Origin of the sequence: Marinobacter pelagius (assembly GCF_003315345.1) — a bacterium.
Taxonomy (GTDB): domain Bacteria; phylum Pseudomonadota; class Gammaproteobacteria; order Pseudomonadales; family Oleiphilaceae; genus Marinobacter; species Marinobacter pelagius_A.
Window position 1 is genome coordinate 39,415 of the sequence record NZ_QNRO01000004.1, and the last position, 13,119, is coordinate 52,533.

The following is a 13,119-nucleotide window of genomic DNA, read 5'->3' on the forward strand; positions in this document are numbered from 1 at the left end:
TTACACATCGGCCCCAAGGGGTTCGGCATGGTCACCATGGCGCCGGGCCCGCCACTCGCGGAACTGTTCCAGCCAGGACAGCAGTGCCGGGATGACCAGCAGCACCAGCAGGGTCGACAATCCCAGGCCAAAGGCAATGGAGGTGGCCATCGGAATCAGGAACTGGGCCTGGAGCGAGGTTTCGAACAGCAACGGCAGCAGCCCGCCGATGGTGGTCAGCGAAGTCAGTAACACCGCCCGAACCCGCTGCACCGCCGCCTCGTTCAGGGCCTCCTGGATCTCCAGCCCCTTCTGCCGCTGCTGATTATAGAAAGCCACCAGGATGATGGCGTTGTTGACCACGATCCCGGACAGGCCAAACAGCCCGAACAGCGACAGGATGGTCAGCTGCAGCCCCATGATCCAGTGGCCCAGCAGCGCCCCGACCAGGGCAAAGGGAATGATGGCCATCACGATCAACGGCAGACTCCAGGAGGCAAACACCCAGGCCAGCACCACGTACATCAGGGCCAGACCAATCATCAGGCCCGTTCTCATGTCCGCCATGGTTTCCCGCTGGTCCGCAGCTCGGCCCTCGAAGCTGTAACGCACCCCGTAGCGGTTGGCGATATCCGGCAGCGCCTCGGCCTGCAGGCTGTCCAGGATCTGGTCGGTAGTGGCCACCCGCGTGTTCAGTGCGGAGGTGACTTCCACCGCCAGCTTGCCATCGGCATGGCGCAGTGCCTGGAAGCCCTGGCGATGATCCAGGTTCATCACCTGGGACAATGGCACGAAGCGGCCATCGGGAATCCGGATGGTCATGCGTGCCAGGGTGGACAACCGTTCCCGCTGGTCCCGGGGCAACTGGACCCGCACCTCCACTTCATCCCGCCCGTCCTGGTAAATCTGGGCGATGCGACCGTCAAAGGCCGCCCGCAGCTGCCGGCCCAGGTCGGCGGTGGTCAGGCCCAAAGCCTCGCCGTAGGGGCTGACCTGGTAGATCAACTGCTCCCGGCCCCAGGGCATATCGTCTTCCACATCGAGCACCCCGGGCAGGGTGGACAGCGCCTCGCCCAGCTCCTCCGCAGCCCGCTTGAGATCCTCGGCATCGTTGCCGGTGAGACGCACATTCACATCCCGTCCCGGCGGACCCGCCTGGCGTTCGGAAATGGTCAGGTTATCAATACCCGCGGGCAGAGACAGCCGGCTGCGCCAGGCCTCGATGAACGCCGGATTGCGCACCGAACGCTGATCCGACGGCACCAGCTCCACCAGCATGGAACCCAGTTCGTCACCATTGCGGGAGGTGCCCTCGGCGCCCTGGGTTGCCCCCCGGGTCGTCACCGCATGCAGGATCAGGTCACCGCCAAAGGCCTCTTCGGTCTCATTCAGGGCCCGCTGCATCTGCTCGAGGAACCGGTCCACGGTGTTCTCATCGGTACCGGCGACGAAACTGGCATTGGCATAGAACACCGAGGGTTCCGGGGTCGGGAAGAAGTTGAACCCGAGCCGGCCGCCGGCCAGCAGGCCCACGGTGACGATAGCCAGGGCCAGGGCACTGGCGACGGTCACGCCCCGGTACCTGAGGCTGAGACGGGAAAACCGACGGAAGCGGCCTTCGCGAAAGGCATCGAATCGCTGTTCGAAGCCCGTGCGCAGGCGCGCCACCGGGTTGCGCTTTTCGGTCTCCGCTTCGGCAGATTTGGTTTTTGTTCGACGCGGGATAAAGGCATGGCGCAGATGGGCCGGCAGGACGATGAAGCACTCTATCAGCGAGGCTACCAGCACACAGATCATCACCGTCGGAATATCCCCAAGGATATTACCGATCACGCCGCCGACCACCAGCAGCGGCATGAACGCCGCCACTGTGGTCAGGGACGAGGCCAGGACCGGCCATACCATGCGTTTGGCGGCGCCTTCGGAGGCATAGATCGACGGCTCGCCCATGCGCGCATGGGCATCGGCGTCCTCTCCCACCACGATGGCATCGTCGACAATGACCCCCAACGCCATGATCAGGGCAAACAGGGAGATCATGTTGATGGAACCTCCAGCCAGCCAGAGTACCGCCAGCGCCGCCAGGAACGCTGTGGGAATGCCCACTGCCACCCAGAAAGCCACCCGGCCCGGCAGGAACAGGTACAACAGGCAGATCACCAGCACCAGGCCGCCGAGGCCATTTTCCACCAGCAGCGAGATGCGATCGTCCAGCAGCTGCCAGGTTTCATCGTAGACCTCGATCTTAACCGAGGGCGGCAGGACCGGTCGGGTATCCGCCAGCCAGCCTTCCAGCACGTTCGCCGCCGCCAGGGAATTACCGTTTTCCGCACGCTGGAGCTGGAGCTCCACCGCCGGCATGCCTTCGTTCTCCAGCGTTGTCTGGTTATCCCTGGATTCCTGACGGATGATGGCGATATCCCCCAGCCGCAGCTGGATACGGTCACCGCTGAGCACCGGTATGGTCTCAAAGGCCTGGGGACTGCGCCGCTGTTCCACGGAACGCAGTTCCCGGGTGGCGTCCTGCTGTGCCAAAAGGCCGGCGGGCAGATCCCGGGAGATGGCGGCGACCCGATCGGCAATCTGGTCCAGGGACAGGTTCAGGGATTCCAGGCGCTCCACCGGCACATCGATGCTGATCTGTTGCTCCGGCAGGCCACGGATGGTGATCCGGTCGATACCCCGCTCCAGCAGTTCATCCTCATAGCGGTAGACCAGCTGACGCAATTCACTGCGCGCCATGTCGCCATAGACCAGCAGGCGGGCCACCGGTTCGTACCGTTCCACCCGGGTGACCTGGGGCTCCTCGGCATCGGCGGGGAAGTTATTGAACTCATCCACCTGCTGGCGAACGTCATCGAGTGCCTGGATCGGATTGGTCCCTTCCTCGAATTCCAGGGTGATCGAGGACACCCCCTGGGCCGAGGTGGAGGTCATTTTCTTCAGGCCATCCACGCTGCGCAGCCGTTGCTCCAGGGGATCGGTAATACCCCGCTCCACATCCTCCGCCGACGCACCGCTCCAGACCACCCGCACACTGACCACGTCCAGGGCAAAGGTGGGGAAAAACTGGATATTCATGCGGGTCAGCGCCAGCGCGCCACCCAGCAGCATCACCAGCATGACCAGGTTGCCCGCCACCCGGTGGTGGACAAAAAATCCAATCAGCCCCTTCCGGCGTTTCATTGCCCGGACTCCCCGGCCGGCTCGGCCACGGTCACCTTGAGGCCGGTCATGGCATTGGGCAGATGGGTGGTGATCAGCCGGCTTCCCGGCTCCAGGCCATCACCGGCTATCAGCAGCTGGCGTTCGCCGTTGCTGCTTCGGGCCTCGCCAATCCGCTGCACCTCCACCCGTTGCATCCGGCCGTTATCATCCATCAGGTAAACGCTGCCCGCGCCATAGAGGGCACTGAAAGGCACTGCCACCGTATCGGCTCGGGGCGGCCGTTGCAGGGTGACCGGCAGCAAGCCACCGGGCCTCAACCCGCCGGGCTCGCCAATCAGCTCCAGGATTGCCTCGGTCCCCGCCGGGTCCGCGAGGCCGGCAAACCGCACCAGCCGGAACCGGTGGCCCGTCTCGGCGGTCGCCACCAGCCGGTCACCCTGCTCGATGGCCTCCAACAGCTCCGCCCGGAACACTTCCGGCACCCGCGCCCGCAGCTCCAGCCCCTTCACCGGATAGATCGATAGCAGCCGCTCGTTACGGGCCACCTGGTCGCCGGCGGCCACCTGGATGCCGGTGACCACGCCATCGAAGGGCGCGATGACCCGCGCCCGCCCGGCATCCCGTTGCACCGAGTCCAGATTGGCCCGGGCCTGCTCGAGTTTGGCTTCCAGGCTTTGCAGCCTTGCCGGATGATCGTCAATCGCCCGCTGCCGGGTGCTGACGGTCAGCTCCGCCCGGGCCAGGCCATCGGTGGCCGCTTCCAGGTTCTCCCGGGAAGCCAGGTTCCGCGCCACCAGGGACTGGATGCGCTCGAATTGCCGGCGGGCGTTCTCGAGGATTGCCTGTTCGCTTTCCAGGGCCCTGCGATCATTGCGGAAACGCACCTGCTCGGAACGGATCTGGGCCTCCAGGTCCGCGACCTGGGCCCGCGCCTGGGCCAGCACCGGGGCAATATCGGCCTCGGACAGCGCCAGCAGCAGATCCCCTTCCCGGACATGCTGGCCTTCGGCCACCGGCCTTTGCGCCACGCGTCCGGCCAGGGTGGCGGTGATGTCCACCTGTTCCGGTGCCACAATTTCGCCATACAAGGGCAGTATCGGCATGTGGGTATCCGGCTGCACAGTCTGCACATCCACTTGCCAGCTGCGCTCGGACGCACTCACTTCCGCCGGCTCCGGCCGGGTTGCTTTCAGGAAGATAAAACCGGCGACGCCGATGGCGAGAATGATCAGCGGCAAAAGACGTTTAAGCATCGGTGATTAGCCTGTCAGGTTGATCGCGGGGCGACGCGCGAAGGTATTGAATCTACTATACAATCTGAAGATGTTTTCAGATCCCCCCAGAATAGTGGGTGCGTCAATTTTTCGCATGTTGGAGCGACTGGTCATGGAGTCCCACGTCAACCTGATCCTGGTGACATTAATAAACGTGGCAATCGTGTGCCTGGTTGTGGTGCTGCACAACGCCGTGCTGATCCGTCTGAGCGGACTGCTCTCCAAAATGCGCCAGAGCCAACATTTCCGTCTCATCGTTGCGGTACTGGGGTGCCTGGCCGCCCATTCCCTGGAAGTCTGGCTCTTCGCCGTGCCCTACTATCTCATGCATCAAGCCGATGGCTGGGGTGAGCTATTGGGCAACTTCAACGGCACCCTGATGGACTGCGTCTACTTTTCCTTCACAACCTTTACCACCCTTGGCTACGGCGACATCGAAGCCATCGGACCGCTGCGCTTCCTGACCGGAATCGAAGGCCTGACCGGGCTGGTGCTGATTACCTGGAGCGCCTCGTTCCTGTTCGTGGAAATGCAGCGCTACTGGCCCGCTCGTTAATCACATCAAAGCCATTTGCAGCGGGCCAGATTGTAGTACAACAGCGGTACCACGATGATGGTGAACAGGGTGGACATGGCCAGACCGAACACCAGGGAGATCGCCAGGCCGTTGAAAATCGGATCGTTCAGGATGAAGTAGGCGCCCACCATCGCCGATATTGCCGTCAGGGCGATCGGCTTGATTCGAACAGCGCCCGCAAGAATCACGGCCTCACCCAGCTCGACCCCCTCATCCAGCAGTTGACGGATGAATACCACCAGCAGGATCGAGTTACGAACGATGATGCCCGCCAGGGCGATCATGCCGATCATACTGGTGGCGGTGAATTCCCGGCCCATCAGGGCATGCCCGGGCATGATACCGATCAGGGTCAGCGGAATCGGCGCCATCACCACCAGCGGCAGAATGTAGGAGCGGAACTGGGCCACCAGTAGCACAAAGATCATGAACACGCCGACGCTGTAGGCCATCCCCATGTCCCGGAAGGTTTCATAGGTAATCTGCCACTCGCCATCCCATTTCAGCGTGCCTTTCTCCGGCAACACCGGTTGATTGATGAAATACTGTTCCGGCGCACCCGGGTCCTGTTGCAGACGCTCCACCATGGCAAACATGCCGTACAGGGGCGAGTCGATCTCCCCGGCCATGGCCGCGGTCACGTAGGTCACCGGTAACAGATCCTTGTGGTAGATCGCGCCCATCCAGTCTGCCTCCCGGACCCTGGCAATACTGGCCAGTGGCACCAGCTGACCACTGCGGCTGCGCACATTCACCGACAGCAGGGCGGATGGCTGGGCCTTGTCGCCTTCACTCAGGATGACCCGGATGGGCACCGGATACTTGGCATGCTCATCATGCAGGAAACTGACACCGTGCCCGCCAAGGACCGTCTGCAGGGCCATGACCACCTGCGACTGGGAAATACCCAGCCGCGCGGCCCGGGACCGGTCCACCACCACTTCCCACTGGCGGGTCGGCGCTTCAAGGGTGGTATCAACTTGTACCAGTCCGTCCACGTGGGTCATGCCTTCGGCCACCTGGGCAGCCAGTTCGGCCCTGCGCTCGTTATTCACGGCGTAGATTTCCGCCACCACCGGCGCCATCACCGGCGGGCCAGGCGGCACTTCCACCACCTTGACCTCGGCGCTGTGGCGGTCCCCGATCTCTGTCAGGGGGCCACGCAGGGATTGGGCGATAGCGTGGGACTGCCGTGCCCGATTCTCTTCCCCGACAAGGTTGACCTGGATATCGCCCTGGTAAGGTTCACTGCGCAGGTAGTACTGCCGCACAAGGCCGTTGAAGTTGATAGGCGAAGCAGTACCGGCATAGGTCTGCCAGTTGGCGACGTCGTCTACGGTTTCCAGGTAATGCCCCATCTCCAGCAGGACCCGCTGGGTCTTCTCCATGGGTGTGCGTTCGGGCATGTCCACCACGACCTGGAGCTCGGACTTGTTATCAAATGGCAGCATCTTCAGGATCACCGCCTGGAACACCGGCAAGGAAGCCGCTGCAACCGTCAGCAACACCACGCCCAGCGCCAGAAACCGGCGGCGCCAGGCGTGATCGCCAAGGAACGGCGACAACAGCGCCCGGAACAACCTCAGCGACGTGGAATTGACGCCCTCGGCGGAATTCGAAGCCTCCGCCGCTGCCTCCGCGGCCTCGCCTTTCTTGTGCCTCAGCAGACGCAGGGCCAGCCACGGCGCCACCACAAAGGCCACGATCTGGGAGATCACCATGCCGGCGGAGGCATTGATCGGGATCGGGCTCATGTAGGGCCCCATCAGGCCACTGACGAAGGCCATGGGAATAAGCGCCGCCATGATGGTCAGACTGGCCATGATGGTGGGAGTGCCCACCTCGTCTACCGCCACTGGAATGATGTCCTTCACCGCCCGGCGGGAACTCTGGATTCGCCGGTTGATGTTCTCGGTAATGACAATACCGTCGTCCACCAGGATGCCAATTGAGAAAATCAGCGCAAACAGTGAGACCCGGTTCAGCGTGAAGCCCCAGGCCCAGGAGAACACCAGGGTCAGCAACAGGGTAATCAGCACCGCGATACCGACGATCAGCGCCTGGCGCCAGCCCATGGCGGCCAGCACCAGGATCATCACCGCCAGGGTGGCTGAAATCAGGTCCGAGATCAGCTTACGAGCCTTCTGGGAGGCCGTCTCGCCGTAATCCCGGGTGACCAGCACTTCAACACCCGCGGGCAGGGCCCGGTTACGCAATAACGCCAGCCTCTTGCGGACGGCGTTGGTGATCTCGATGGCGTTTTCCCCCGGTTTCTTGGCGATGGCCAGGGTCACTGCCGGGTAGACCTCACCGGGTTCCCCGGCGGCGCCGGTCTGCTCACCCGGGCCGAAACCGGTCATCACACTCTGGTCCGCAACGGTTCCGCCACGGCGAACCCGGGCCACATCCTCCAGATGCACGGCCGCGCCGTTATGCATGCCCACCACGAGATTACGCACATCCTCGACGGTTTCGAGCAGGGTACCCACCTGCACCGGAATCGACAGGTTATTGCGGGTCACCCGGGACTCCTGGCTGCTGGCGTTCGCCGCCTGCAGGGCATTCTGGATATCACTGACCGTCAGTTGAAAGCCTGCCAGCAAGGCCGGATCAAAGAGAATATCGACACGGTCCGGTATGCCCCCCACGGTATAGACATCCCGGGTACCGGGTACACGCTTGAGCGCCACCTCCAGCATGTGGGCCAGGCGGGTAAGCGCCTCACCGGTGTGGCCGTGGGCCGGATCGTAAAGCGTCAGGGTCATCACCGGCACATCGTCAATGCCCTTGGGCTTGACCACCGGCTGGGTGGCGCCCAGGTTTGCCGGCAACCAGTCCTGATTGGAATACACCTGGTTATACAGCCGTACCAGCGCCTCCTGCCGGGGCACCCCCACCTCGAACTGGACGGTGATCACGGCCTGACCCTGACGCGAGACAGAGTAGACATGCTCGACGCCCTTGATTTCACTCATCACCTGTTCGGCAGGGGTGGCGATGGCGCTTTCGACTTCTCTCGCACTGGCGCCCGGGAAACCCACCATGATGTCAGCCATGGTGACGTCGATCTGGGGCTCTTCTTCCTTGGGGGTGATGATTACCGCCAGCACCCCCAGCACAACCGCCAGCATCGCCAGCAGCGGGGTCAGTTTGTTGTCCTGGAAGACCCGGGCAATGGCGCCGGAAGGTCCGACGCCTGGCAGTTCCTCGCTCACCGGCTTTCCTCCCCGCCGGGCTCGGCTGCCTCAGGCAGGTTCAGCCGCTCGCTGCCGACCAGAACCGAGGGATTGGTGACCACTCGCTCACCCTCACTCAGCCCCGCCAGGATCTCCAGGCGCTGGCCATCCTGCACACCGGTGCGCACCTGACGCAGCCGGGGCCGATCCTGACTGTCGAGGACAAACACTGCCCTGAGCTCACTGCGGTGAACCAGACTGCTCGCCGGCACCCACAGGGATTCACGGCTGTTCACCGGCACACTGACTTTCACCAGCATGCCGGGAAACAGGGAACCGTTGGGCTCGGTAAGCCGCATCCGCAGACGAAAGGTATGGGTCGCCGGATCCGCGTAGGGGTAGAAGGTCATCTCGCCGGTTTCCAGTAACCGGCCGTCCGAGAGCGTCACCGTGGCCCGTCGCTCGGAGCGGGCCAGGTCCGCGTATTTCTGGGGCAGATCGACCACCACCCGCAACTGTTCCAGGGAAAGCCCGCTGAGCAGCGGCTGGCCGGGATTGACCGCCTCTCCGATTTCCACGTGCCGCTCGGTCAGGATGCCGCCGTAGGGGGCCTCGATGCGGGTATAACTCAATTGTTCCTCGGCCTCGGCAACCGCCGCCTGCGCCCGTTCCACCCGGGCCCGGGCTGCGGCCAGGTTGTTCCGGGCCTGGTCGAACTCCTGGCGTGACACCAGGCCCCGCTCATGGACTGCCTCGATACGCGCGAACTGCTGCCGGGCGTCGGCCAGCGCCGCCATGGCCTCCTCCAGTCCGGCCCGGGCCTGGCTCAGCCGCGCCCGCTGTTCACTGTCTTCCAGCTGAACTATCAGGTCTCCGGCCGCCACTGAATCATCCACATCAAAAGGAAGCTTCAGGACGGTACCACTGGTCTGCGCGGAGACGGTGCTTTGCTGAACGGCCTCGATAATCCCGTCCAGGTGAACCGTCTCCTCGATGGGAGCCCGCTCAACCTCGACAATGTCCAGTTCCTCCTGCTGGGCGAGCGCCAGAGTGGGCATTAACAGGACGGCAGCGGCCAGCCAGGGATGAAAACGCGAACGGGTAACCATGGGCACCTGATTCCTTTGGGTTATTTGCTAATAACTACATGGTAACAATCGTTGCACCACACAGGAACGTAGTCGTACACAAGCATAGCCCATGGCCATCGGAGTGCTTTGATATGACACAAAAAAAGCCCCGCATGGAGGAGTTGGATCCATGCAGGGCCGAATGTCACCCGCCGGCTATGAGAAGCGGGTAACCGCCATACTTTTGCTTACCAGCGCGCGGTCAGCGCCGCCCGGAATGTCCGGCCCGGCTCGTTGACCCGGTAGGCTTCGCCGGTAAACAGGTCTTCGCGACTGACATGGGGTGCCCAGGTCTTGTCGAACACGTTATCCACCGCCCAGCTCAGGGTCAGGTAGTCCATCAGCGGATGGCTGCCGTTCAGATTAAACACGCCATACCCCGGGGAAGTACTCGGGTCGAGGCCGGATTCCTCATCAATCCGGTCCTGCCGGCGCGCCAGCATCCATTCCGCCTGGACGGTATGACCCATGTGGTGCCAGCCCAGGGTCTGGATGTACTGCACCGGCGGAATCTGCGGCAACGGCTGGTCGGTGTCGTTATTGGTCCCCCGGACGCTGGCCAGTTTGCCGGTGGCACTCCAGGTACCGTTGCTCCAGCCCAGTTCGCCCTCGACACCCAGCAGGCGGGCATCGACATTCCGGTAGCGGATCACGTCCGGTGCCGGCTCGTAGCGCAGCACGAAATCGTCCACTTCATCGACCCAGATCGCCGGGCGCCAGTGCCAGCCGTCATTCTGCCCGGCCAGGCTCAGCTCCAGTTTGTGGTGTTTCTCGGTCTCCAGGTCCGGGTTGCCGACCCAGGCCATGCCCCTGACGACATAGCGCTCATTGACACCGGGAGAACGGACGCTGTGAGACGCGGTCAGCTCCAGGGTATTGAGCGGCGAGACCCGCCATTCGCCGGTCATGAAACCGCTGATGTTGTCATCGGTGGCTCTGGTATCGGTTACGCCATAGACATTCTGGTAGATGGATGCCGGCGACATGGGCATGGCATCCGGCTTCATGGTGAACGTCTCGTCGGCACGGTTGGCGTCCATTTCCACCCGGTCATATCGGATGCCCGCGCCAAGGCGCATGTTGACCCGGATACGGTGGAAGGCTTCGGCAAACACCCCGACCCGATCACGCTCCACATCCGGCCACAGGAGCGAAGCCTTGTTGGTCAGATCCATGCCGTTATACATGGTGGCATCCCAGGTGTTGCTCTCGACATCCACACCGACAGCAATGTCCTTGGTGTAGTCGATGGTCTGGTCCAGCACCAGCCGGGCGCCCTGGGTCCGGGTTTCCGAGAGGGTCTGCATTTTCATGGGCATACCCATCATCACCGGCGGCTCACGCAGACTGAAGTTGTCCATCACGTGATCCACATCCGCCTGCCAGGCCATCAGGTTCCAGCCGCCGCTGGCCACCGGCGCCCCCAGCTCGAGGCGGTACATGTCGGTATCGGTCTTCGGGGCATCCATGCCGGAAGCGTATTTCACATCCCGCTCTTCCTGGCGGCTGACCATGCCCTTCACATAGAAACCGCTGTCTGCTGTCCAGGCGCCGTCAACGCGGCCCTCGGTGTTTTCGAAGGCGCTCCGGACCTCGTTGCCATCGCCGTCCTCGTAATCATCGGCTTCCTCGTAACCGGCAGACAGCCGAAGGTAATTGTTGCGATCGCCCACCGCCGCACTGCCATTGACCAATTTGCCTTCACCGTTATCGGACCCTCCGATGGTGAGGTGACCGGTCGTGCTATTACCGTCAGCAAAGGTTGGCGCTGCCGTCGTGGCCACCACCTGGCCGCCAGCAATGGGGCCCCAGCGCAGGGTACGGTTGCTGGTGCGCACCTCCAGCACCTGGGGCAGCGCGGAGCTCAGCCGGCTGGTGGGCGGATCCATCCGGTTCGGGCAGGCACCTTCCACCCGCATTCCGTCGAGCAGCACATCGACCCGTTCCTGGCCCTGGCCACGGATCACCGGGTCCAGACCACGCCCGCCCAGACGGGAAAGCGATACCGAGGGCTCCGAATCCAGCCGGGACACCGGCTCCGACGCCAGGGCTGCTTCCGACAACCGGGCTGCCTCAGCGGACTGGCCTTCGGTTACCCGGATCAACAACTGGTCATCGTCCTGTACCTGGGAAAAAGCGGGGGCAGTGGCACATCCGGCCAGAATCAGGCCGATAATGCGTGCCAGGGGTTTCTCGGTCATGCCTGGAGGTTCCTTACCATCGCGGGAGTGGGAAAATCGGGTTAATTGCCGGTAATGATAAAGACAAACCTGGCCGCGGGCTTGGGACACAATGCCGCACCCCTTAAGGGGTATTCCGGATGGCCTTTACTGCACAGATTTTGAGCACTGCTTGCCAAAAACTGCACTCCTGTGGTGCAATCTACGCCCATTTTCTTACCGGACGGCCATTTCCCCCGCCGTTTTCAATCAGCAACTTCCGAAACAGGTATCACCACCATGGCGGTAAAACTCGACGAGAAACTGGAACCGATCTTCCAGGACGTACTGCACCGTAATCCGGGCGAAAGCGAATTCCATCAGGCCGTTCACGAGGTCCTGGAAACACTGGGGCCCGTTCTGGTGAAGTATCCGGAATTCGCGGACAAGAAAATCATCCAGCGCATCTGTGAACCCGAGCGCCAGATCATCTTCCGGGTACCCTGGCAGGACGATAAGGGCGAGATCCACATCAACCGCGCCTTCCGGGTCGAGTTCAACAGCGCCCTGGGCCCCTACAAGGGCGGTATGCGGTTCCACCCGTCGGTGTACCTGGGCATCATCAAGTTCCTGGGCTTCGAGCAGATCTTCAAGAACGCCCTGACCGGCCTGCCCATCGGCGGCGGCAAGGGCGGCAGCGACTTCGACCCGAAGGGCAAGTCCGACGACGAGATCATGCGTTTCTGCCAGAGCCTGATGACCGAACTGTACCGTCACCTGGGTGAGTACACTGACGTTCCCGCCGGTGACATCGGTGTGGGCGGCCGCGAGATCGGCTACCTGTTCGGCCAGTACAAGCGCATCACCAACCGCTACGAATCCGGCGTCTTCACCGGTAAGGGACTGGACTGGGGCGGCAGCCGAGCCCGTACCGAAGCCACCGGTTATGGCACCGTGTTCTTCACCCAGGAAATGCTCAAGGCCCGCGGTGACTCCCTGGACGGCAAGACGGTTGTGGTTTCCGGCTCCGGCAACGTGGCGATCTACGCCATCGAGAAGTGCCACGAACTCGGCGCCAAGGTTATTGCCTGCTCCGATTCCCAGGGCATCATCGTGGATGAAAACGGCATCAACCTGCAGACCGTCAAGCGCATCAAGGAAGTGGAGCGCCGCCGCATCAGCGCCTACACTGAATTCCACAAGGATGCCAAGTACGTGGAAGACGGCAACATCTGGAACGTTCCGTGTGACGTGGCCCTGCCCTGCGCCACCCAGAACGAGCTTAACGGCAAAGACGCCAAGACCCTGGTTGAAAATGGCTGTATCGCCGTGGCGGAGGGCGCCAACATGCCGACCACGCCGGAAGGCATTGCCATCTTCCAGGAAGCGAAGCTGGCCTATGGCCCGGGCAAGGCCGCCAACGCCGGCGGTGTCGCCACCTCCGCGCTGGAAATGCAGCAGAACGCCAGCCGCGATTCCTGGACCTTCGACTACACCCAGAAGCGCCTTGAGGAGATCATGATCGATATCCACAAGAACTGTTTCGAAACCGCCGCCCAGTTCGGCTCGGAAGGCAACTACGTGCTGGGCGCCAACATCACTGGCTTCCTCCGTGTTGCCAGGGCGATGAACGCCATGGGTGTGATCTGATCCGGC

At 62.8% G+C, this 13,119-nt stretch carries 7 protein-coding genes; 2 read left to right on the top strand and 5 right to left on the bottom strand.

Annotated elements, in window-relative coordinates; all coding sequences use genetic code 11:
* On the bottom strand, window positions 1-3,165 hold the full coding sequence (locus tag DET50_RS05275) for an efflux RND transporter permease subunit (RefSeq protein ID WP_113861834.1): 3,165 nt from the start codon (window positions 3,163-3,165) through the stop codon (window positions 1-3).
* A complete protein-coding gene (locus tag DET50_RS05280) occupies window positions 3,162-4,400 on the bottom strand; it encodes an efflux RND transporter periplasmic adaptor subunit (RefSeq protein ID WP_113861835.1) in 1,239 nt (412 codons plus the stop codon). The genes DET50_RS05275 and DET50_RS05280 overlap by 4 nt, the downstream gene beginning before the upstream one ends.
* Window positions 4,401-4,533: 133 nt before the next feature.
* Here DET50_RS05280 and DET50_RS05285 point away from each other — a divergent pair, with 133 nt between their 5' ends.
* Window positions 4,534-4,977, top strand: a complete 444-nt coding sequence (locus DET50_RS05285; protein ID WP_181799939.1) for a potassium channel family protein — start codon at window positions 4,534-4,536, stop codon at window positions 4,975-4,977.
* Between the two features lie 5 nt (window positions 4,978-4,982).
* Here the strand turns inward: DET50_RS05285 and DET50_RS05290 are convergent, their stop codons facing one another.
* The 3 genes from DET50_RS05290 to DET50_RS05300 all read right to left on the bottom strand — a co-directional run bounded on the left by DET50_RS05290 (window position 4,983) and on the right by DET50_RS05300 (window position 11,505).
* The gene (locus DET50_RS05290; RefSeq protein ID WP_113861836.1) at window positions 4,983-8,213 is read right to left on the bottom strand and encodes an efflux RND transporter permease subunit; all 3,231 of its coding nucleotides are present in this window, start codon (window positions 8,211-8,213) and stop codon (window positions 4,983-4,985) included.
* A complete protein-coding gene (locus tag DET50_RS05295; RefSeq protein WP_113861837.1) occupies window positions 8,210-9,283 on the bottom strand; it encodes an efflux RND transporter periplasmic adaptor subunit in 1,074 nt (357 codons plus the stop codon). The genes DET50_RS05290 and DET50_RS05295 overlap by 4 nt, the downstream gene beginning before the upstream one ends.
* A gap of 209 nt (window positions 9,284-9,492) precedes the next feature.
* Window positions 9,493-11,505, bottom strand: coding sequence for a TonB-dependent receptor domain-containing protein (locus DET50_RS05300; RefSeq protein WP_181799933.1), 2,013 nt, complete (start codon window positions 11,503-11,505; stop codon window positions 9,493-9,495).
* A 258-nt stretch (window positions 11,506-11,763) separates the two neighbouring features.
* On the opposite strand from DET50_RS05300, the gene gdhA reads away from it, so the two are divergent.
* A complete protein-coding gene (gene gdhA / locus DET50_RS05305) occupies window positions 11,764-13,113 on the top strand; it encodes an NADP-specific glutamate dehydrogenase (RefSeq protein WP_113861838.1) in 1,350 nt (449 codons plus the stop codon).
* The last annotated feature ends 6 nt before the right edge of the window (window positions 13,114-13,119 follow it).